Genomic DNA, 21,694 nt, shown 5'->3' with positions numbered 1-21,694 from the left:
CCGTCGCTGTCCATTGATCCCCCATGATGCCGACCGCCGCGCCTGGAACGCCGGTTGTCGTCGCGTCGGAGGGGCCCCGACCGCTTCGCTGACCGTTCGTCCACGGCCAAATCTAGTGCAGCCGTAGCCCTCCCGTGCCGCCCGCCGATCCACCGGTGTGAGGTGCGCGAACGGGCTCTCGAATATGCGAAGGGGCAAGTTGTGCGAAAGCGTTCCCCTGGGACATCCGGTGCGCTACGTTCCTGGCTCATCCCCCAGTCAAGGAAATCCACGGGCGGAACGCCATGACACGCGCCATCTCCCTGCGAGACGTGACCAAGATCTACCCACGGGACGTGGTCGCCGTGGATCGCCTGTCCATGGACATCGGTCCCGGTGAGTTCGTGGTGCTCCTCGGCCCCTCGGGATGCGGCAAGACGACCGTGCTGCGGATGATCGCGGGTCTGGAGGACATCACCTCGGGTGAACTGCTCTTCGACGGCGAGCTGTCCAACGCGATACCGCCCGGTGAACGCCGGTTGGCGATGGTCTTCCAACACTACGCGCTCTACCCGAACATGACGGGCCGTCAGAACATCGACTTCCCGCTGCGCATCGAGTCGCCGCACCAGGACACCACCTCCCGGGTGCGGGAGGCGGCCCGGCTGCTGGGCATCGAGGACCTGTTGGAGCGCTACCCCGGGCAGCTCTCCGGTGGCGAGCGCCAGCGGGTGGCGATGGGACGGGCGATCGTCCGCCGCCCGTCCGCCTTCCTGTTGGACGAGCCGCTCTCCAACCTCGACGCCAAGCTCCGCACCCGGCTGCGCGCCGAGATCGCGACCCTGACCCGGCATCTCGGGGTGACCACGGTCTATGTGACGCACGACCAGGCGGAGGCCATGTCGCTCGGCGACCGGGTGGCCGTGATGCGGGACGGCGTGATCCAGCAGATGGACAGCGCCAGGGTGGTCTACCAACGCCCCGAGAACGTCTTCGTGGCGGCCTTCGTCGGCACGCCCCGGATCAACCTGCTGCGGGCCACGGTGCACGCGCCGCTCGGCGGCCGGATGGGCATCGACTTCGGCACCCAACGCATCGAGCTGCCCCAGCCGTTGTCCGTGGACCACCAGATGCTGCGGGTGCAGATGGGGCGGGAGATCACCGTGGGGCTGCGCTCCGAGGCGGCCAGGATCGCCACCCCGCAGGAGATGCGCCCCACCGAGGCGCTGCTCAACGGTGTGGTGCAGCACGTGGAGTTCCAGGGGCACGAGTCGCTGGTGCATGTGTCGACGGGGGCCCGTCCGGCGCGGGTCGAGGGTCTTGAGGCGCCGCGTCCGCCGGCCAGGCGGTCCCGGGTCGGGCGCCGTTCGCGGCTCGGCGGCTCCGGCGGCCTGGGGCGCCTGCTGGGCCGGCAGCGGACCCCGGCCGGGAGCCCGCGCGAGCCGGCCGAACCGCGCGACCAGGAGTCCGAGGGCCCGCCGGCCACCGCGGCGGGCCGGATCACGGACGGCCTCGTGGTGCGCATCCCGGCCGACGCCCAGCCCCGGCTGGGCGAGCGGGTGCCCCTGCTGGTCGACCTGAACCAGATGTACGTGTTCGACGAGGACGGCCGGCGGATCTGTCCCGCCTCGCCGCGCAGCCCCTCGTTGCAGCCCTGATCGCGCGCGGGCCCCGGGGGCGGGACGCCAGGCGACGAAGTGGCCAAAACCATGCCGCGTTGACTCCGTGGTGGCGCGTGCCCGGGGCGCCGGGCCGGCCCTAGCCTGCGGGGGAAGTGCCCGACGCACCCCCTTCGCGACGAGGAGTCCACTCATGAGCGACACGAACGGAAGGGCCGGAGGTCCCGCTCTCCCCCAGGAGCGCAGGCTGGTCACCGAGATCCCGGGGCCCAGGTCCCAGGAGTTGATGGCGCGGAAGCTGGCCACGGTGGCCGCTGGTGTCGGCACCGTGATGCCGGTCTTCGCCGCCAGGGCGGGCGGCGGCATCGTCGAGGACGTGGACGGCAACCGGCTGATCGACTTCGGCGCCGGGATCGCCGTCACCTCGGTCGGCAACAGCGCCGAAGCCGTGGTGCGGCGCGCCACCGAGCAGCTGAGCCGGTTCACCCACACCTGCGCGATGGTCACCCCCTACGAGGGCTATGTCGAGGTCTGCGAGGAGCTGGCGCGGCTCACCCCCGGTGACCATCCCAAGAAGTCGATCCTGCTGAACTCCGGCGCCGAGGCGGTGGAGAACGCGGTCAAGATCGCGCGCTACCACACCAAGCGGCAGGCGGTGGTGGTCTTCGAGCACGGCTACCACGGCCGCACCAACCTCACCATGGCGCTGACCGCCAAGGACATGCCGTACAAGCACGGCTTCGGCCCGTTCGCGCCGGAGATCTACCGGGTGCCGATGGCCTACCCCTACCGCTGGCTGACCGGGCCCGAACGGTGCGCCGAGGAGGCGGCGGCGCAGGTGATCGAGCAGATCACCAAGCAGGTCGGGGCCGACAACACGGCGGCCATCGTGGTGGAGCCGATCCTCGGCGAGGGCGGCTTCATCGTGCCGGCCCGCGGCTTCCTGCCGCGCGTCGCCGAGTTCGCCAGGGAGCACGGGATCGTGCTGGTCGCGGACGAGATCCAGTCCGGCTTCTGCCGCACCGGACAGTGGTTCGCCTCCGAGGACGAGGGCCTGGTGCCCGACCTGATCACCACGGCCAAGGGCATCGCCGGCGGGCTGCCGCTGGCCGCGGTCACCGGCCGCGCCGAGATCATGGACGCCGCCCATGTGGGCGGCCTCGGCGGGACCTACGGCGGCAACCCGGTGGCCTGCGCCGCCGCGCTCGGCTCGATCGAGACCATGCGCGATCTCGACCTGCCGGCCAGGGCGCGGCGGATCGAGGAGATCATGCTGCCGCGTCTGCGGGCGATGGCCGAACGCTTCCCGGTGATCGGCGATGTGAGGGGCCGGGGCGCCATGGTGGCGATCGAGTTGGTGCGCCCGGGCGGCAAGGACCCCGACCCGGCGACCACGGCGGCCGTGGCGGCGCGCTGCCACCGGGCGGGGCTGCTGGTCCTGACCACCGGCACCTACGGCAACGTGGTGCGCTTCCTGCCGCCCCTGGTGATCGGCGAGGACCTGCTCGGCGAGGGGCTCGACATCCTGGAGAGCGCGCTGGCCGGGAGCTGAGCCGTCCGCCCACCTGGCGGGTCACGCGCCGAGGCCGGGGCGGCGTGGCCCGGCCACGGTGGCGGCGGCCTCGTGCATCGCCAACTCCAGGACGGCGGGGTCGGTCAGCAGACCTGAGCCGTCCGGCGGCACCAACCAGCGGGCGGCCGGGACGGACCGGTCGGGGCGTGGCACCACGATCCAGCTGCCGTGTCCCGCCGCCCGCACCCCGGTGCCGAGCCAGCGGCCCGCGGTGCCGGCGGGGACGAAGAAGCCGACCCGCCGCTGCCGGCCGTCCGCCAGCACGGGCCCGGGGCGGTCGATGATCCGGCCGAGCACATCCAGCGTGGCAAGACCCAGCACGGGCGGCAGGATCAGCACGTCCCACAGCCGCCCCGCGGGCAGCAGGGCCACCCCCTGTGGTTGGCGCTCCCACTCCCATCGGCAGGTCGCCGGGCTGGGCGCCGCGGCGGCCAGCCACTCCAGCGCCGTCCTGGCTCCGTTCTCGTCTCGCATCCCGCGTCCCTTCTGCCGCCGGCCCAGGGCGGGCCGGTTCTCTCCCTCTTCGGTGGAGAGGGCGGCGCGGGTGGATCGTTACGCCACTTCGGTGAGTTTCCGCGAAGGCGGCCGGCGCCGGGCGCGGCTCTCAGACGTCGAGGCTGGCGCCTGGCGGGTCCTCGTCCTCGGGCCGCTCGTCGTCCGGCGGCCCGTCCGGCTCGCCGGAGCCGGGGAGGGGCAGCTGCCAGTAGGCGTACTCGTAGTCGCCGCCCGGCGCGTAGTCGATGCCGAGATCCCGGGCGCCCCGCTCGACGGCTATCCGGAAGGCGACGCTCCGGCTCTCGCCCGGGGGCAGGTCCTCGATGTTGCGGGCGACCTGGTACACCAGGTGCGATTCCACCTCGGTGCCGTTCACCAGGGCCCGGATCGAGTCGTCGAAGACCTCGACCGAGTCGTCCGAGCCGTTGGTGACGTTCACGGTCAGCTCGATCTCGTTGTCGTGGACGCGCCGGGGCTCGTTCATCCGGACGGCGAGACCGTCCTCGAAGACGACCTCCTCGCCCGGCTCCGCGAGGTAGTCGGAGCCGGCGGCGGTCTCCACCCCGATCAGCGTGAGGATCCGGACCACCAGGACCACGGTGAGCGCGACGCCTATCACCGCGCCGCCGACGCCGGACCACAGCCCGCCGAGCGCCGCCGGGCGGTTGGTGGCCGCGCCGCGCTTGGCGCGGCCGGCGCCGATCAGCCCGAAGGCGACGGCGAGGAGGCCGAGGAAGACGGCCAGCGGGCTGAGGAACACCGTCCAGCTGATGGAGGCGGCGACGACGCCGAGGATCAGCGCGGCCAGCCCCGTGCCGTTGCGCGGCAGGATCGGCGGCGGCGGCACGAAGCCCGGGTACCCGGGCGGCGGGTAGGGCAGGTGCGGCGGCTGGTAGCCGCCGGGCGGTGGAGTGGCGCCCTTGGACCAGCCGGGGAACTGCCCGGGCACGGGCGTGCCGGGCGCGGTCGCCGGCCCGGCGGGCGGCGGCGGGGTGGCCGGAGGATCTTCCGTCGGTGGCCGAGTCGGATACGGCGGCTGTTCCTCGGTCACGGCACCTCCACATTCTGCGAGCCCTAACCCTACGGGCCCGTGAGCGCCCCGTAAGCCCCGCCTACCATGAGCGCAGGTCGAATCCGAGGAGGCGTCTTGTCCCAGCTGCCGGAACCCCCCGCCACCGGCGGTGATCTCGCCGCGTTCGTCGCCGGGCTGCCGAAGGCCGAGCTGCATGTGCACCATGTGGGCTCGGCCTCGCCCCGGATCGTCGCCGAGCTGGCGGCCCGCCACCCGGACTCGCCGGTGCCCAAGGACCCGGAGAGGTTGGCCGAGTTCTTCACCTTCCGCGACTTCGCGCACTTCATCGAGATCTACATCTCCGTGGTCAGCCTGATCAAGACCCCGGAGGACGTGCGGCTGTTGACCTACGAGGTGGCCAGGGACATGGCCAGGCAACGGATTCGCTACGCCGAACTGACCGTCACGCCCTACTCGTTGGCGCTGCGCGGCATCGCCGACGAGGCGATCGTGGAGGCGATCGAGGACGCCAGGATGACGGCCGAGCGGGATCTGGGCGTGGTGCTCCGCTGGTGCTTCGACATCCCGGGCGAGCTGGGTCTGCCCGCCGCCGAGGGCACCTTGGCGTGTGCGCTGGGGCAACAGCCGGACGGGCTGGTCTCGTTCGGTCTCGGCGGGCCGGAGCAGGGGTGGCCGCGCGCGCTGTTCAAGCCGGTCTTCGACCAGGCGATCGCCGCCGGGCTGCGCAGCGTGCCGCACGCGGGGGAGACCACCGGGCCGGAGACGGTGTGGGACGCGCTGACCTCGCTGCGCGCCGAGCGGATCGGACACGGCATCAGCTCCGCCCACGACCCGGAGCTGCTGGCCCATCTGGCGCGCGAACGGATTCCGTTGGAGGTCTGCCCGACGTCCAACGTGGCGACGGGCGCCGTGTCCTCGCTGGCCGAGCACCCGCTGCCGCGCCTGGTCGAGGCGGGCGTGCCGGTGACGATCAACAGCGACGACCCGCCGATGTTCGGTACCGACCTGTGCCAGGAGTACCTGGTCGCGGCGCGGCTGTTGGGCCTGGACGAGGCCGGCGTCGCCGGCCTGGCGAGGAACGCGGTGGCCGCGTCGTTCCTCGACCCGGCCGGCAAGTCCAGGCTGACCGCCGAGATCGACGACCACCTCGCCACATGGGCGCGGTGATCGCGGTCGCCCACCGGGGCGATCCCTACCGGGTCAGGGAGAACACCCTGCCCTCCTTCACCTCCGCCGCCGAAGCGGGCGCGGACTCGGTGGAGCTGGACGTGCGGACCACGGCGGACGGCGTGCCGGTGGTGCTGCACGACGCGACGCTCAGCCGGCTGTGGGGCCATGACGCGCCGGTCGCGGCGCTGACGGCCGCCGAGGTGCGGCGGCTCACCGGCGGCGGGGTGCCCACCCTCGCGGAGGCGTTGGCGCACTGCGCTGAGCTGGGCGTGCGGGTCCTGCTCGACCTGCCGGAACGTTCCCCCGAGCGGGCGCGGGCGGTGGTCGACGAGGTGCGGGCCGCTGGCTCGGCCGCCCGGGTCTGGTACTGCGGGGATCCCGGGGCGCTGCGCGCGGTACGCCGCGCCGAGCCGGACGCGGAGATCGCGCTCACCTGGAAGCGGACGGCCGCGCCGCGCCCCTCGCTGCTGACCGACGTCCGGCCGCGCTGGCTCAACTACCCGCTGGGGCAGGTGACTCGGGACCGGGTGGACTGGACGCTGGACGCCGGCTACCAGGTCGCGGCCTGGGTGGTCGACAGCCGCCGCACGATGCGGCGGCTCCGCGACCTGGGCGTCACCGTGATCATGAGCAACCGCGTCGCCACGCTCCGCGCCGTCGTCGACGCCCCGCCCCGGGCGCTGGAGGCCAGGGGCGGGGCGGTGCCCTGACGCCGGAACCCCACGCCCGGGACGGGAGCCGCACCAGCACCGAACGACCCAAGCCGCTCCCGGACCTCGCCCCCCGGGCCGGGGTGGTGGCCCGGGGCGGGCCGCAACGGCTACAGCGCGGTCATCACATGCTTGATCCGCGTGTAGTCCTCCAGCCCGTAGGCGGAGAGGTCCTTGCCGTAGCCGGACTTCTTGAAGCCGCCGTGCGGCATCTCGCCCACCAGCGGGATATGGGTGTTGATCCAGACGCAGCCGAAGTCCAGCGCCTTGGACATCCGCATGGCGCGCGCGTGGTCCTTGGTCCAGACCGAGGAGGCCAGGCCGTACTCGACGCCGTTGGCGAACTCCACGGCCTGGGCCTCGTCCGTGAAGGACTGCACGGTGATCACCGGCCCGAAGACCTCGCGCTGCACGATCTCGTCGTCCTGTGCGCAGCCGGCGACGACCGTCGGCGCGTAGAAGTAGCCGCGCTCCCCCACCCGGTGGCCGCCGGTGGTCACCTTGGCGTGGGCGGGCAGCCGCTCGATGAAGCCGGAGACCTTCGCCAGGTGGTCGGCGTTGTTGAGCGGGCCGTAGGCGCAGTCGGGGTCCGACACGTCGCCGGTGCGGACCTCGGCGGCGGCCTCGGTGAGCGCCTGGACGAAGGCGTCGTGGTGGGAGGCGTGCACCAGGACCCGGGTGGCGGCGGTGCAGTCCTGGCCGGCGTTGAAGAAGCCGGCGTCCCTGATGCCCTCGACGGCGGCGGCCAGGTCGGCGTCCTCGAAGATGACGCAGGGCGCCTTGCCGCCCAGCTCCAGGTGGACCCGCTTGAGGTCGGCCGCGGCGCTGGTGGCCACCTCCGTGCCGGCGCGGACCGAGCCGGTGATGGAGACCATGGCGGGGATGGGGTGCTCCACCATCAGCCGGCCGGTGTCCCGGTCGCCGCAGACCACGTTGAAGACGCCCTTGGGCAGGATCTCACCGAGCAGTCCGGCGACATAGGAGAGGGAGGCGGGGGTGGTGTCGGACGGCTTGAGGACCACGGTGTTGCCGGCCGCCAGCGCGGGGGCGAACTTCCAGACCGCCATCAGCAGCGGGTAGTTCCACGGCACCACCTGGGCGCAGACCCCGACGGGCTCACGTCGCACGAAGGAGGTGAGCCCCGCCAGGTACTCGCCGGCTGACTTGCCCTCCAGCATCCGGGCGGCGCCGGCGAAGAAGCGGATCTGTTCGAGCATCTGCGGGAGTTCCTCGCCGCGGGTCAGCTCCAGGGGCTTCCCGGTGTCGCGACACTCGATGGACAGCAGCTCGTCGGCGTTCCGCTCCAGCGCGTCGGCGACGCGCAGCAGCGCCAGCTGGCGGTCCGCCGGGGTGGCGTCCCGCCAGGCGGGGAAGGCCGCCTCGGCGGCGGCCATCGCCGCGTCCACGTCGGCGGTGCCGGAGAGCGGCGCCGTGGTGTACGGGGTGCCCGTGGTCGGGTCGATCACCTCGCTGACCCGCCCGTCGGCAGCCTCCCGGAACTCCCCGTCGATGTAGTTGCGCACGCGGCGCGGCTCGGTGCTCACGGAGCCCTCCTGCCTTCCCGGTCCGATGGCTTGGAACGCTCACCCTATGCCCAGGACCCCCGCGCACAACACCGCCACCGACGATAGATCCGACGCCTGGAGTGGCCAGATCCAGGAAAATCGCCACCCAAACCCTGATCGAAAGGAATTTCTTACGTCACGGCCGGGTGGCCGTGCACCGTCCGGAGGATTCTTCGCACCGGTCGTCGCGTCGCGGTCCGCTTTGGGAAGGGGGGTGTGTCAGCGTGCAGGGGTGCCGTGAACGGCCGGACGCCCTCCCGTTCGGCGGGCGGGCGACGGCCGGCCATTCCAGCGGAAGGTGCCCCACCCATGGCCCCACCCGACGACCACGTGCTCTGGGCGCGCGACCTGGAGTACGCCCACCGTGGCTCACCCGCCCTCCTCGGCGTATCCCTCGGGGTGCGGCAGGGCGAGATCCTCGCCGTCACCGGCCCACGGGGGGCGGGGAAGACCACACTGCTGTCCTGCCTCAGCGGCCAACTCCGCCCCCAGGGTGGGGAGGTGTGGTTCAACGGGGTCCCGGTGCACGAGCTGGCGCCGGCCTCGCGGGACCGGCTGCGCCGGGACCGCTTCGGCTGGGTGGGGGAGAGCCCGCAGCTGGTGCCCGAGCTGACCGCCTGGGAGAACGCGGCGCTGCCCCTGCTGCTGGCGGGTGTGCCGGGGCGGCAGGCCCGCAAGACCGTGACGGAGTGGCTGGAGCGGCTGGACATCGCCGAGTGCGCCAGGACGCGGCCCGCCGGGCTTCGCCAGGCGCAGCGTCAACGGGTCGCGCTGGCCCGGGCGTTGGCGCACAAGCCGGAGGTGCTCTTCGCGGACGAGCCCACCGCCCCGCTGCACCGCGCCGACCGGGCGCAGGTGCTGCGCACCCTGACCACGGCGGGCCGCACGCACGCCATCACGGTGGTGCTGGCCACCCACGACCCGGAGGTCGCCACCCTGGCCGACCGCACGCTCAGCCTGGTCGACGGCCACACCAGCGCCGCTCCCGAGGCCGTCGAGGATGACATCACATGCTCGCTCTCCGGCTAGCCCGAGGTTCGGACCCGGCGGCGCTCGCCCGTCGGCTGCTGCTCGCCTCGGCGGCGGCCGGCGTCGGGTTCCTGCTGCTCAGCGCCCTGGCGCGGGCCGCCGCTCACCCCGAGGACGGCCGGCTCGCCGGGCTGCGGCTGCTGTGGTGCCTGGTGCCGCTGGCCGCCACCGCGCAGTTGGCGGTGGCCGTGGCCAGGGCCGATCCGGCGGCGCGACCCCGTTCGGGCCTCGACACCGCGGGGCACGGCCCGGCGCGGACCCCGGTGCTGGCCGCGATCTCCACGGCGGTGGCGGGGCTGTTGGGCAGCGCGCTGGCCCTGTTGGTCTTCCTGCATCTGCGCGGCGACCTGTCGGGGCTGCCGTTCGACGGGGCGGCGACCGGCCCGTTGAACGGGGGCGGTTCGCTGCCGCTGGGGGCGGCGTTGACCCTGCTGGCGGTGGCCCCCGCGACGGCGGCGGGCGCGTCGGCGCTCGGGCTGCGCGGCACGGCGGTGGCCGCGATGCCGGCGCCGGCGGGGCTGCCGTGGGGCACCGCGCTGATCGCCGGCGGCCTCGCCCTCGGCACGTTGACCGGCGAGCCGACGGCCGAGGCGGCGGACGGCTGGCTGCCGCTGCCCGACCCGCTGGACACCATGCCCTTCGGGGTGGTCGGCGGTTGGCTGCTGATCGCCGCCGGAGTGGTGCTGACCGGCCCAGGGCTCGTCTATCTGGCCGGGCAGGCGCTGTCGGCCCACCGGCCGGGGGCGCTGCGGCTGCTCGCCGGGCGCGGTTTGACGGAGGAGGCCAGGCGCCTGGGCCGGCCGGTCGCCGCGCTCACCGTCACGGTGGGTGCCGTGCTCGCCGCCGGTGAGCTGGGCGCCCTCGGGGACTTCGGGCTCTTCGGGACGCTGGGCCTGACGGTGGTCGCGGCCGGCACGCTGGGCAGCGTGCTCACCGTGGCGGAGCAGATCAGGGCGGAACGCCGGCCGGCGATGACCAGCCTGGTGCGCGTCGGCACGGGGCGACGGGCGCTGCGCCTGGTGGTGGCGGCGCGCTGCGCCGCCCTGGTCGCGGTCTTCGGCCCGCTGGCCTGGCTCACCGCAGAACTCCTGACGCTGGCCGCCCGCCACTGAACGCGCGCCGGCCCCCCGGGCGCCGTTGCCCGGGGGGCCGGTGGTCGCCCTTCCGGCTCAGGCGCCGGGGAGCGCCAGGAACGGCGGGAACGGAGCGTCGGCCACCGTGCCCTTGCCGACCCGGACCGGCAGCAGCGGAACGCCGACCACGCCGTCGGGCAGTGTCACCTTCGCCAGGTAGTGTCCCGGCGACACATGCGCGAAGCCGAACCAGCCCGAGCCGTCGGCCCGCGCCACCCGCTCCTCGCCGCGGCCGAGCGGGATCAGGGTGACCTCGGCGCCGTCCAGCGCGGTGCCGTCCCGCAGGGCCAGCTCGCCGGTGACATGGCCCTCCTGCGGCGTGGACTTCCACGCCATGTCGGGCACCTCGGCGCGCTCGGCGAACGGCGCGTCCGCGCCGGTGGTCAACGCCTCGGCCAGCGCGCCGCGTTCGGCCTCCGGGGTGGATTCGGGGACGTCGATGGACGCGGTGGCGTAGGAGTAGCCGCTCCAGCCGGCGACGGTGTTGCCCGCCGCCGTGGGGGCCAGCGCCTCCTTGGCCTGCTGGACGCTGTCGGCCACCGAGTTGAGGTAGAGCGCGGGCCCGTTGACGGCCTGCCGGTCGCCCTGCGCGTCGGCCAGGAACTCCGACCACTCGCTGTACATCTCGGCCTGCTCGGGCTCCCAGTTCCGCTTGTAGTTCATGGCCACGACGGTGTCCATGATCCCCTCGTCCAGCCAGCCGTCCCAGTCCTGGAGGACCTCACCGTAGGTGCGGGTGTTCTCGAAGCCCCCGACCCGGCTTGGGCCATGGCCGTAGGTGATGGCGTCCATGGAGAGCCTGGCCTGCGGGTTCTCCTCCCAGATGCCCAGGTAGAGGCGGCGCACCAGCCCGGTGACCTGGTCCCTGCGCCAGTCGGACCACTGCGCGTCGGACGGCTCGGGCACGTCGTCCCGGCCGGTGGCGTGCTGGAACCTGGCCACCGAGACGTCGTTGTAGCCCCAGTCGCTGTGGGTGGTCTCCGAGCTGCCGTCGGGGTAGCGGACGTAGTCCAGGTTGATCCCGTCGACGTCGTACTCGCGGACGATGCTGCGCACCGCGGACTCGATGTAGTCGACGGCCGCCGGGTGGCCCGGGTCGATGTAGGCGTTGGCGCCGCTGAACTCGGTGCCGTCCGCCTTCTTGTTGAGCCAGCGTTCGGCGCCCTCGGCCGTCGGGCCGTGCTGGTTGAAGACGTGGTCGGGCGAGGTGGGCGGAGTGGCGCTGTTCCAGAGGGTGTTGACGTTCACCCAGGCGTGCACCTCAAGCCCGGCGGCGTGCGCCTGCTCGATGACCTCGTCCAACGGGTCGTAGGGCGCGGGGTCGATGGCCGCGTCGGTGCGCGGGTAGAGCGCGCGGTTGCAGAAGCAGTCGTAGCGGCGGGCGGTCTGCACGATCAGGGCGTTGGCGTTGACGGCCCGCGCGTCCTCGATCAGCGTGCTGACCTGGTCCGGGCTGTAGATGCCCGCGTTGAACGCGTCGACCCAGTAGCTGCGCCACTGTTCGGGCGGCGCCTGGTCGGCCTGGGCCGGTGCCGCGACGACGGCGCCGCCGAACAGCAGGCTGAGACAGGCGAGAAGGGTGAGCAGAGTCCGTCTCATACGGGGATCTCCAGGAGAGGTGTGACGACAGCAGCCGACAATTTACTTCGCCAACGTGACCCCGTATAGACGAAAACTTTCACCTTCTCAGGAACTTTCTAGCGGACCCCGTCCGAGAGTTGATCGACCGTCGGCGTCTCGGCCGGACGAGGGGGCAGCGGCACCACCTCGTCGGGGTCGAAGGAGAGGCCCACCCGCTCCCCCTCCTCCGGGGCGGCGCGCAGTGGACAGGATGCCTCCACCAGGGGCCCCGAGGAGTCGGTCCTGATCAGCAACAGCACATGATCGCCACGGAAGGTGCGCGCGTGCACGGTGCCGGTGAGTCCGCTCGCCTCAACCGGCGTCAACAGGACCCCGGAGGGGCGCACCAGCACCTCCCGCACGCCTGGCGCCGTGTCGGCCGGCACCGGCAGCACGCCCCAGGGCGAGGCGGCCCCGCCGTCGCCGACGGTGGTCTCGACCACGTTGCGGAAGCCGAGGAAGCGGGCCACGAACGCGTCCGCCGGCCGCCGCCACACCTCGTCCGGCGTGCCGGCCTGCACCACCCGGCCGTCCCGCATCACCGCCACCCGGTCGGCGAGCGCGAACGCCTCGCCCTGGTCATGGGTGACGGCCAGCACCGTCGTGCCCAACCGGCCGAACAGCTCCCGCAGCTCCAACACCAGCCGCTCCCGCAGATCACGGTCCAGCTGGCCCAGCGGCTCGTCCAACATCAGCAGCCGGGGGTCAGGCGCCAACGCGCGGGCCAGCGCCACCCGTTGCTGCTCCCCGCCGGAGAGCGTGGCCACCGCGCGGCGCCCGGCGCCCGGCAGCCCGACCAGCTCCAGCAGCTCGGCCACCCGGCGCGCCGCCTCGGCCTTCCCGGTGCCCCGCACCCGCAGGCCGAAGGCGATGTTGCCGGCCACGTCGCGCTGCGGGAACAGCTGGTGGTCCTGGAACATCAGCCCCAGGCCCCGCCGGTGCGCCGGCACCCCCGCCTGGTCGCGCCCGGCCAGCCGCACCGTGCCACCGTCGACCGGGATCAGCCCGGCGACCGCCCGCAGCAGGGTGGACTTGCCGCTGCCGCTCGGCCCCAGCACACAGACCGTCTCCCCCTCGGCCACCCCCAGCGCCACCGAGCGCAGCGCCGAGCGCTCGCCGTAGCGCACACTCACACGATCGAGTTCCAGCAGACTCACCCGTGACTCCCAGCCATCAGAAGGTTCCGGCGGAACGACTGGGCGTCAGCCGCTCCAGCAGCAGCAGGACGACGGTGCACACCAGCATCAGGATCACGCTGAGCGCCATCGCCTGTCCGTAGTTCAGCTCCCCCGCGCGACCCAGCAGCCGGGCCACCGCGACCGGCAGCGTCGGCTCGTCGGGGCGGGCGATGAAGACCGTGGCCCCGAACTCGCCGAGCGAGACGGCGAAGGCGAACCCCGCCGCCACCAGCAACGCCCGCCTGACCAGCGGCAGATCCACCTCCCGCCAGACCCGCGCCGGCGAGGCGCCCAGCACCGAGGCCGCCTCCCGCAGCCGGTCGTCCACCGCGCGCAGCACCGGCAGCAGCACCCGCACCACGAACGGGACCCCCACCAGCGCCTGCGCCAGCGGCACCAGGATCCAGGAGGACCGCAGGTCCAACGGCGGCTCGTCCAGCGCGATCAGGAAGCCGAAGCCCACCGTCACGGCCGAGGTGCCCAGCGGCAGCATCAGCAGCGCGTCGAACCCCCGGGTCAACCGGCTCGCCCGCCGGGTCAGGGCGATCGCGGCGCAGCCGCCCACCACCACCGCGATCACCGTGGCCACGGCGGCGAAGCGCAGCGAGTTGCCGACCGCCTCCCAGGGCGCGACCAGAAACGTGCCATCGGCGTGCGCCAGCGCCCGGTAGTGCGCGAACCCATAGCCGTCGGGCCCGGAGAGCGAACGTTCCACCAGCACCCCGAGGGGCAGCGCCAGCAGCAGCCCGATGGTGGTCAACACCCCGGCCAGCAGCGCCCACTGCCCGGCGCCGCGCGGCCGGTGGGAGGTGGACGCCGGATCGACGAGGGCGAGCGCCGTCTCCCGCCGCCGGGTGATCAGCCGGTGCGCCACCAGCAGCGCGACCACCGCCGCCAGCTGGAGCAGGGTGAGCACCGACGCGGTGGACAGCCGCAGCAGCTGCGCGGTCTGCCGGTAGATCTCCACCTCAAGCGTCGCGTGCCGGGGCGAGCCCAGGATCTGGATCACCCCGAAGGAGGTGAAGGTGAAGAGGAAGACCATCAGCCCGGCGGCGGCCACCGACGGCACCAGCGCCGGCAGCGTCACCCGCCGCCACGCGGTGAGGCGGCTGGCGCCCAGCACCCGCGCCGCCTCCTCCTGCCGGGGGTCGAGCTGCGCCCACAGCCCGCCCACCGTCCGCACCACCACCGCGTAGTTGAAGAAGACATGGGCCAGCAGAATCGCCCACACCCCGTTGTCCAGCCGCACCCCCCAGGTGGTGTCCAACAGCCCACCGCGCCCCAGCAGGGCCAGAAAGGCGGCCCCTGTGACCACCGTGGGCAGCACAAAGGGCACGGTGACGGCCGCGTGCAGCAGCCGCTTCCCAGGGAAGCTGAGGCGGGCGAAGACATAGGCACCCGGCAGCGCCAGGGCGAGCGTCAACGCGGTGGACGCCGCCGCCTGCCAGCAGGTGAACCACAGCACCTTCCTGGTGCTCTCGTCGCCCAGCACCTCGCCGAGCTGGCCCCACTGCCAACTCCCGTCCACCAGCAGGCCCCTGGCCACGATGGCGGCCACCGGGTAGCCGAAGAAGACCGCGAAGAACACCAGCGGCACCGCCAGCAGCGCCGCCCTGGTCAGGGTCGACCTGGTCACCTGACGACCAGGTCGGTCCACTCGTCGATCCACTCCTCGCGACGCTCGGCGATCTCCTCGGGCGCCACCTCGCGCAGGTTCTCGACCGGCTCGGCGTAGCGGGTGAACTCCTCGGGCAACTCGGCGTCCTGCCGCGCCGGATGGACGAACATGTTCAGCGGCATGTCCTCCTGGAACTCCAGGCCCAGCAGGAAGTCCAGCAGCGCCCTGCCGCCCTCCGGGTTGGCGGCGCCGTCCAGCAGCCCCGCGAACTCGATCTGCCGGAAGCAGGTCTCCGTCGACACCCCGGTGGGCGCCTCCTCCGGCCGGTCCTCGCCGCCGTAGACCACACCGGCCGGCGGGCTGGTGGCATAGGAGACCACCAGCGGCTTGTCACCGCCCTGACCGGCGCCCGAGAAGCGCTCGTTGTACGCCTGCTCCCAGCCGTCGACGACCTCGACGCCGTTCGCCCGCAGCCGCTCCCAGTACCCGGTCCAGCCGTCCCCGTCCTCGCCGAACTCGGCGACGGTGGCCAGCAGGAAGCCGAGCCCGGGCGACGAGGTGGCGGCGTTCTGCACCACCAGCAGGTCGGCGTACTCGGGCTCGGCCAGCTCCTGGAGGGTCAGCGGCGGTTCGAGCTCGTGCTCGGCGAAGTAGGCGCGGTCGTAGTTGACGCAGATGTCGCCGGTGTCCATCGGCGTCACCCGGTGCTCGTCGTCCAGCCGCAGCTCGGCGGGCACCTGGTCCAGACCCGCCGCCTCGTACGGCTCGAAGACGCCCTCGTCCAGCGCGCGGGAGAGCAGCGTGTTGTCCACGCCGAAGAGCACGTCGCCCTGCGGGTTGCCCTTGGACAGCACGGCCTGGTTGACCATCACCCCGGCGTCGCCGGCCCGCAGCAGCTTCACCCGGTAGCCCGTCTCCTCGGTGAACGCCTCCAACACCTCGTCCGAGACCAGGAACGACTCGTGGCTGACCAGCACGACCTCCGTGCCCCCCGAGCCCTTGTCCGAGCTGTCCGAACCGTCGGAACCACAGGCGGTGAGGGCGCCGAGACCGAGGGCGAGCAGGGCGGCGGTGGCCCGGTGAATGCTGCTGCGCTGCATGGTGTCGCTTTCTTAACGCGGGCAGACGCGAGCAGCATGAGAGGAAGTCCGAACTTCCTACCCAGCATGACCTGGGCGAGGTTCGAGGGTCTGCGGCCGGTGCCGCACTCTCAGCGCTGCGAGCGCTCCCCTGTCGGATGACGCACACCCCGTGTGTGCGCTTGTGCAAGTGTTCGAAGGGCCACGATAGCAGCCGCCGCCGACACCAGGACGGTCAGCGTTCGGCAGCCGCCAACTGCCCGCAGGCGCCCTCGATCTCCTGCCCCCTGGTGTCCCGCACCGTCACCGGCACACCACGCGCCTCAAGCGCCGCGACAAAGGCCCGCTCGTCCTCGGGCCGCGAAGCCGTCCACTTGGAGCCGGGCGTCGGGTTCAACGGGATGAGGTTGACGTGGGCACCGCGCCCCCTGAGCATCTTGCCCAGCAGATCGGCCCGCCAGGCCTGGTCGTTGATGTCCCTGATCAGGGCGTACTCGATGGAGATCCGCCGCCCGGAGCGCTCCGCGTAGTCGGAAGCGGCGTCCAGCACCTCGCGCACCTTCCAGCGGGTGTTGACCGGCACCAGCGTGTCCCGCAGCTCGTCGTCCGGCGCGTGCAGCGACACCGCGAGACGGCAGCTGAACCCCTCGTCCGTGAACCGCCGCATCGCCGGCACCAGGCCCACCGTGGAGACCGTGATCCCGCGCTGGGAGAGGCCCACCCCGTCGGGCGCCTCGTCCGTGAGCCGCCGGATGGCGCCGACCACCCGCTTGTAGTTGGCCAACGGCTCGCCCATGCCCATGAAGACGATGTTGGAGAGCCGCGCCGGGCCGCCCGGCACCTCGCCGTCCCGCAGCGCCCTGGCCCCGTCCACGATCTGGTGCACGATCTCGGCTGTGGAGAGGTTCCGGTCGAGCCCCGCCTGCCCGGTCGCGCAGAACGGGCAGTTCATCCCGCAGCCGGCCTGTGAGGAGACACACATGGTGACCCGCTCCGGATAGCGCATCAGCACGGACTCCACCAGGGTGCCGTCGTGCAGCCGCCACAGCGTCTTCCGGGTGGCGCCCCCGTCACAGCTGATATGCCGCACCACGCTCATCAGGGAGGGGAGCAACTCCCCCGCCAGCCGCTCACGCGCGGCGGCGGGGATGTCCGTCCAGCTCGTGGGGTCGTCCGAGAGCCGGGCGAAGTAGTGCCGCGACAGCTGCCGCGCGCGGAACGGCTTCTCGCCCAGCGCCGTCACCGCCTCCCGGCGTTCGGCCGGGGTGAGATCGGCGAGGTGCCGGGGCGGCTTCTTGGCCCCACGCGGCGCGACGAAGGTGAGTTCTCCTGGTACAGGCATGATGCCTCCAGTGTCGCAGACTCAGGCCGGGCGCCGACCGGGCCACCGGGGCCAGGACATGGGCGCCCGGTGCCGCCTCAGCCGGCGCCGACGAAGACCAGCAGCAGGAGCCAGGCGACGGGCGCCGTGGGCAGCAAAGAGTCCAGGCGGTCCATGATCCCGCCGTGTCCTGGCAGCAGCGTGCCCATGTCCTTGATGCCCAGGTCACGCTTGATCATCGACTCGCCCAAGTCCCCCAGGGTCGCGCTGATGGCGACCCCGAGACCGAGCAGCACGCCCTGCCACCAGGTGCCGTCGTCGATCAGCGTCGCCATGGACACCGCGCCGGCCACCGTGGCGAAGAGCACCGCGCCGGCCAGCCCCTCACGCGTCTTCCCCGGGCTGATCCTGGGCGCCAGCTTCCTCCGGCCGAACCGCCAGCCCACCGCGTAGGCGCCGGTGTCGCTGACCACGGTGAGAAGTATGAAGACCAGCACCCGCCGGTGTCCGTCGTCCGCGGCCAGCATCAGCGCGACAAAGGTCGCCAGGAACGGCACATAGAAGGCGGCGAAGACCCCGGCAGTGACATCCCGCAGATAGTTCTCAGGGGACTGGAACATGCGCCAGAGCAACACCGCCAGCACCGTCAGCGCCATGGCGGACCAGGCGCCCTCGGCGCCCTCAAGATAGCCGGCGACCACCATGGCCACCCCGCCCGCGGCCAACGGGGGCAGCGGCACCCGCAGTTGCTTGCGCTCGGCGAGGCGGGTGGACAGCTCCCACAGGCCGACGACCACGGCTGCGGCTATCACCACGAGGAAGGCCGGCTTGTAGGCGAAGAGCACGGCCAGCACGACCGCGCCGAGCGCCACCCCCACCGCCACGGCGGCGCGGAGGTCGCGGCCCGCGCGCTTCCGCTGCGGAGGGCCGGGGGGCCTGGCCGGCGGCGACTGCCCGGTGGCCGGGGACGACCCCCGGGTTGATTCATTCACGGATGACAGCGTCTTTCTCGGTCCTGATCGGTCGTGCTCGCAACTGAGCCCGTTTCACACCCGATCGGTCAGACTTCGAGCAGCTCGGCTTCCTTGTGCTTGAGCAACTCGTCGACCTGCGCCACATGCTTGGCGGTGGTCTCGTCCAACTCCTTCTCACCGCGCCGGCCCTCGTCCTCGCCGACGTCGCCGTCCTTGATCGCCTTGTCGATCAGTTCCTTGGCCTTGCGCCGCACCCCGCGAATGGAGATCTTGGCGTCCTCGCCCTTGGTCTTGGCGACCTTGATGTACTCCCGGCGGCGCTCCTCCGTCAGATCGGGGAAGACCACGCGGATGATATGACCGTCGTTGGTCGGGTTGACCCCCAGATCCGAATCCCGGATCGCCTGCTCGATATTGCGCAGCGCGCTCTTGTCGAACGGGGTCACCACCGCCATCCGCGCCTCCGGCACGGAGAACGACGCCAGCTGGTTGATCGGGGTCATGGTGCCGTAGTACTCGGCCACGATCTTGTTGAACATCGCCGGGTGGGCTCGGCCGGTGCGGATCGCCGCCAGATCCTCCTTGACGACCACGACCGCCTTCTCCATCTTCTCCTCGGCTTCGAGGAGGGCTTCTTCGATCACCACGTGCTCCTGGTTCGATGTGTGGGGGCGTGACGGGCCGTCAGGCCCGCTGGCCCTGGCTGTTGACGAGCGTGCCGATCTTCTCACCCTTTACCGCACGGGCGATATTGCCCTCCGCGAGCAGTTCGAAGACAAGAATCGGCAGTTGGTTGTCCCGGCACAGGGTGATCGCGGTGGAGTCGGCCACCCGGAGATCCCGGGTGATCACCTCGCCGTAGTCCAGCGCGTCGAACTTCACCGCGTCCGCGTTGCGGGCCGGATCGGAGTCGTACACCCCGTCCACCCCGTTCTTTCCCATCAGCAGCGCCTCGGCATGGATCTCCAGGGCCCGTTGGGCGGCCGTGGTGTCGGTGGAGAAGTAGGGCATGCCCATGCCGGCGCCGAAGATCACGACGCGCCCCTTCTCCAAGTGCCGCACGGCGCGCAGCGGAATGTACGGCTCCGCGACCTGCCCCATGGTGATGGCGGTCTGCACCCGGGAGTCGATGCCCTCCTTCTCCAGGAAGTCCTGGAGGGCCAGGCAGTTCATCACCGTGCCCAGCATCCCCATGTAGTCGGAGCGCGCCCGGTCCATCCCGCGCTGCTGCAGCTCGGCGCCACGGAAGAAGTTCCCGCCGCCGATCACCACCGCGATCTGCGCACCGTCGCGCACCACGGCCGCGATCTCTCTGGCCATCTTGTGCACGACATCGGGATCGACACCGAGCCCACCGCCGCCCGCGAATGCCTCACCCGACAGCTTCAGCAGAAATCGGCGGGGTTTGTTGTCGTCCTGGTTCATGGAACTCTCCTCGTGCACACGCCAAGGAGGCCACTGCCAGCGGACCTTACGGTTCCCCTGCCCGGCAATGGCCTCCTCGTCACAACTGCGGTCGCCCCGGTCGTCGCGAAGCGTCGCGCGGCCGGACGGCCTTCCGCCCGACAATAGCCGGGTACCGTCCGCCGTGCGGCGGACGGCGCGTCCCGGGACGTCGCGTAGCGCCGGATCAGGCCCCGACGCGGAAGCGCGCGAAGCCCTGGAGGCTGACGCCGGCCTCGGTCAGGATCTTCTGCACCGACTTCTTGTTGTCCTTGGCGAACGGCTGGTCCACCACCACGTGCTCCTTGAAGAAGCCGTTGATCCGGCCGTCCACGATCCTGGAGAGGGCGGCCTCCGGCTTGCCCTCCTCGCGCGCGGTGGCCTCGGCGATGCGGCGCTCGTTCTCCACCACGTCGGCGGGCACCTCGTCGCGGCTCAGGAAGCGCGGCGCGAAGGCGGCGATGTGCTGCGCGAGATCCTTGGCGACCTCGGCGTTCTCGCCGTCCAGCTGGACCAACACGCCCACCTGCGGGGGCAGGTCGGGGCTGGTGCGGTGCAGGTAGCTGGCCACATAGCCGCCGGTCAGCCGCGCGAAGCGGTCCAGCACGATCTTCTCGCCCAGGGTGGCGTTGGCCTCGTCGACCAGCACCTGGACGGTCTTGCCCGGCTCGATCTCGGAGCCGAGGAGCGCCTCGATGTCGGCCGGCGCGGTCGCGAAGACGTGGTCGGCGACCTGCTGGGCCACCGCCTGGAACTTGTCGCCCTTGGCGACGAAGTCCGTCTCGCACTTCAGCTCGACCAGCACGCCCGAGGCGTTGTCGTCGGCGAGAACGACGACGACGGCGCCGTTCTCCGCCGTGCGGCTCTCGCGCTTGGCCACGCCCTTCTGGCCCTTGACGCGCAGGATCTCCACGGCCTTGGTGACGTCGCCCTCGGCCTCGTCCAGCGCCTTCTTGCAGTCCATCATGCCGGCGCCGGAAAGCTCACGGAGCTTCTTGACGTCGGCGGCGGTGAAGTTCGCCATGGTTACGTGATTCTCTTCCCGGATCTCGTCGTTGGGGTCGCTCGGCGTGCAGTCGCCGCACCGACCGGAGACGGCGGTGCGGGGGCCGATCTGACTCCCCGCACCGCCTCATGCTCTTCAGCTGTCGTGCCACGGGCCCGCCAGGGGCCCTCGGCGCGCCGGACTCGTCAGGCGGACTCGCCGGCGGGCTGCGCCTCGGCGGCCGGCTCACCCTCGGCGGCGGGCGCCGCCTCGGCGACGGGCTCGGCCACGGCGGGAGCGGCCTCCGCAGCGGGGGCCTCGGCCTCGGCGGAAGCCTCGGCCGGCGCCTCAGCAGGCTTCTCCTCGGCCTTCTCCTCGGCGCCGGTGAGCAGCTCGCGCTCCCACTCGGGCAGCGGCTCGCCGGCCGGCTTCTCGCCGTCCTTGGCCTGCGAGGCACCCGAGCGGGCGATCAGACCCTCGGCGACGCCGTCGGCGATGACCCGCGTGAGCAGGGTGACCGAACGGATCGCGTCGTCGTTGCCCGGGATCTTGTAGTCGACCTCGTCCGGGTCGCAGTTGGTGTCGAGGATCGCGACCACCGGGATGTTCAGCTTGCGAGCCTCGCCAACGGCGATGTGCTCCTTCTTGGTGTCCACGATCCAGACGGCGCTCGGCACCTTCTGCATCTCGCGGATGCCGCCCAGGGTCTTCTCCAGCTTGGCCTTCTCGCGGGAGAGGACGAGGAGCTCCTTCTTGGTGAGGCCGGAGGCGGCCACATCCTCGAAGTCGATCTGCTCCAGCTCCTTGAGGCGCTGCAGCCGCTTGTGCACCGTCGAGAAGTTGGTGAGCATGCCGCCCAGCCAGCGCTGGTTCACATAGGGCATGCCCACGCGGGTCGCCTGCTCGGCGATGGCCTGCTGGGCCTGCTTCTTGGTACCGACGAACATGACGGTACCGCCGTGCGCGACGGTCTCCTTGACGAACTCGTAGGCGCGGTCGATGTACGACAGCGACTGGAGCAGGTCGATGATGTAGATGCCGTTGCGCTCGGTGAAGATGAAACGCTTCATCTTCGGGTTCCAGCGGCGGGTCTGGTGCCCGAAGTGGACGCCGCTCTCAAGCAGCTCCCGCATCGTGACGACGGCCATGGCCGTTCTCCTTGTGCAGACT

Annotated in this window: 19 protein-coding genes; 6 read left to right on the top strand and 13 right to left on the bottom strand. The window is 72.1% G+C overall.

What is annotated here, in order from left to right; all coding sequences use genetic code 11:
• Positions 1–284: 284 nt before the first annotated feature.
• Both K4G22_RS24365 and gabT read left to right on the top strand, forming a co-directional pair.
• Complete coding sequence (locus tag K4G22_RS24365; RefSeq protein ID WP_228082476.1) at positions 285–1,637, top strand: ABC transporter ATP-binding protein; 1,353 nt, start codon at positions 285–287, stop codon at positions 1,635–1,637.
• A gap of 154 nt (positions 1,638–1,791) precedes the next feature.
• Positions 1,792–3,150 (top strand): 4-aminobutyrate--2-oxoglutarate transaminase, encoded by a 1,359-nt coding sequence (gene gabT / locus K4G22_RS24360; protein ID WP_228082475.1) that lies wholly within the window; start codon positions 1,792–1,794, stop codon positions 3,148–3,150.
• A 21-nt stretch (positions 3,151–3,171) separates the two neighbouring features.
• Here gabT and K4G22_RS24355 read toward each other — a convergent pair whose 3' ends face one another.
• Both K4G22_RS24355 and K4G22_RS24350 read right to left on the bottom strand, forming a co-directional pair.
• A complete protein-coding gene (locus K4G22_RS24355) occupies positions 3,172–3,645 on the bottom strand; it encodes a hypothetical protein (RefSeq protein WP_228082474.1) in 474 nt (157 codons plus the stop codon).
• A gap of 130 nt (positions 3,646–3,775) precedes the next feature.
• Positions 3,776–4,717, bottom strand: coding sequence for a hypothetical protein (locus tag K4G22_RS24350; protein ID WP_228084301.1), 942 nt, complete (start codon positions 4,715–4,717; stop codon positions 3,776–3,778).
• A gap of 66 nt (positions 4,718–4,783) precedes the next feature.
• Between K4G22_RS24350 and K4G22_RS24345 the strand changes: the two genes are divergently transcribed.
• Positions 4,784–5,866 carry an adenosine deaminase gene (locus K4G22_RS24345; RefSeq protein ID WP_425336745.1) on the top strand — a complete coding sequence of 361 codons (1,083 nt, stop codon included), beginning with the start codon at positions 4,784–4,786 and terminating at the stop codon, positions 5,864–5,866.
• A complete protein-coding gene (locus tag K4G22_RS24340) occupies positions 5,854–6,579 on the top strand; it encodes a glycerophosphodiester phosphodiesterase (protein ID WP_228082472.1) in 726 nt (241 codons plus the stop codon). The genes K4G22_RS24345 and K4G22_RS24340 overlap by 13 nt, the downstream gene beginning before the upstream one ends.
• A 110-nt stretch (positions 6,580–6,689) precedes the next feature.
• Here the strand turns inward: K4G22_RS24340 and K4G22_RS24335 are convergent, their stop codons facing one another.
• Entirely contained in the window at positions 6,690–8,123 is a 1,434-nt protein-coding gene (locus K4G22_RS24335; protein ID WP_228082471.1) for a gamma-aminobutyraldehyde dehydrogenase, read from the bottom strand.
• A gap of 330 nt (positions 8,124–8,453) precedes the next feature.
• Here K4G22_RS24335 and K4G22_RS24330 point away from each other — a divergent pair, with 330 nt between their 5' ends.
• Together K4G22_RS24330 and K4G22_RS24325 are read left to right on the top strand one after the other, a co-directional pair.
• The gene (locus tag K4G22_RS24330; RefSeq protein WP_228082470.1) at positions 8,454–9,173 is read left to right on the top strand and encodes an ABC transporter ATP-binding protein; all 720 of its coding nucleotides are present in this window, start codon (positions 8,454–8,456) and stop codon (positions 9,171–9,173) included.
• Positions 9,155–10,285, top strand: coding sequence for a hypothetical protein (locus tag K4G22_RS24325; RefSeq protein ID WP_228082469.1), 1,131 nt, complete (start codon positions 9,155–9,157; stop codon positions 10,283–10,285). Before K4G22_RS24330 ends, K4G22_RS24325 begins: the two co-directional genes overlap by 19 nt.
• A gap of 57 nt (positions 10,286–10,342) precedes the next feature.
• On the opposite strand, the gene K4G22_RS24320 is transcribed toward K4G22_RS24325, so the two are convergent.
• The 10 genes from K4G22_RS24320 to rpsB form a co-directional block, all read right to left on the bottom strand.
• Positions 10,343–11,905 carry a family 10 glycosylhydrolase gene (locus tag K4G22_RS24320; RefSeq protein WP_228082468.1) on the bottom strand — a complete coding sequence of 521 codons (1,563 nt, stop codon included), beginning with the start codon at positions 11,903–11,905 and terminating at the stop codon, positions 10,343–10,345.
• 98 nt (positions 11,906–12,003) lie between these two features.
• Entirely contained in the window at positions 12,004–13,083 is a 1,080-nt protein-coding gene (locus K4G22_RS24315) for an ABC transporter ATP-binding protein (RefSeq protein WP_228082467.1), read from the bottom strand.
• Between the two features lie 16 nt (positions 13,084–13,099).
• Positions 13,100–14,740 (bottom strand): ABC transporter permease, encoded by a 1,641-nt coding sequence (locus K4G22_RS24310; protein ID WP_228082466.1) that lies wholly within the window; start codon positions 14,738–14,740, stop codon positions 13,100–13,102.
• Positions 14,737–15,822, bottom strand: coding sequence for a thiamine ABC transporter substrate-binding protein (locus K4G22_RS24305; RefSeq protein ID WP_228082465.1), 1,086 nt, complete (start codon positions 15,820–15,822; stop codon positions 14,737–14,739). Before K4G22_RS24305 ends, K4G22_RS24310 begins: the two co-directional genes overlap by 4 nt.
• A 214-nt stretch (positions 15,823–16,036) precedes the next feature.
• Entirely contained in the window at positions 16,037–17,143 is a 1,107-nt protein-coding gene (gene rlmN, locus K4G22_RS24300; protein ID WP_228082464.1) for a dual-specificity RNA methyltransferase RlmN, read from the bottom strand.
• A gap of 77 nt (positions 17,144–17,220) precedes the next feature.
• Complete coding sequence (locus K4G22_RS24295) at positions 17,221–18,114, bottom strand: phosphatidate cytidylyltransferase (protein WP_228082463.1); 894 nt, start codon at positions 18,112–18,114, stop codon at positions 17,221–17,223.
• A 68-nt stretch (positions 18,115–18,182) separates the two neighbouring features.
• Complete coding sequence (gene frr, locus K4G22_RS24290) at positions 18,183–18,740, bottom strand: ribosome recycling factor (RefSeq protein ID WP_228082462.1); 558 nt, start codon at positions 18,738–18,740, stop codon at positions 18,183–18,185.
• A gap of 40 nt (positions 18,741–18,780) precedes the next feature.
• Positions 18,781–19,521, bottom strand: coding sequence for a UMP kinase (pyrH, locus tag K4G22_RS24285; RefSeq protein ID WP_228082461.1), 741 nt, complete (start codon positions 19,519–19,521; stop codon positions 18,781–18,783).
• Positions 19,522–19,726: 205 nt separating this feature from the next.
• On the bottom strand, positions 19,727–20,563 hold the full coding sequence (gene tsf, locus K4G22_RS24280; protein WP_228082460.1) for a translation elongation factor Ts: 837 nt from the start codon (positions 20,561–20,563) through the stop codon (positions 19,727–19,729).
• Between the two features lie 167 nt (positions 20,564–20,730).
• The gene (gene rpsB / locus K4G22_RS24275) at positions 20,731–21,672 is read right to left on the bottom strand and encodes a 30S ribosomal protein S2 (RefSeq protein WP_228082459.1); all 942 of its coding nucleotides are present in this window, start codon (positions 21,670–21,672) and stop codon (positions 20,731–20,733) included.
• Positions 21,673–21,694: the final 22 nt, after the last annotated feature.

Source organism: Streptomyces profundus (genome assembly GCF_020740535.1).
Classification (GTDB): domain Bacteria; phylum Actinomycetota; class Actinomycetes; order Streptomycetales; family Streptomycetaceae; genus Streptomyces; species Streptomyces profundus.
Note: the sequence above shows the minus strand (reverse complement) of the source record. Positions and strands in the feature narration are given on the sequence as shown.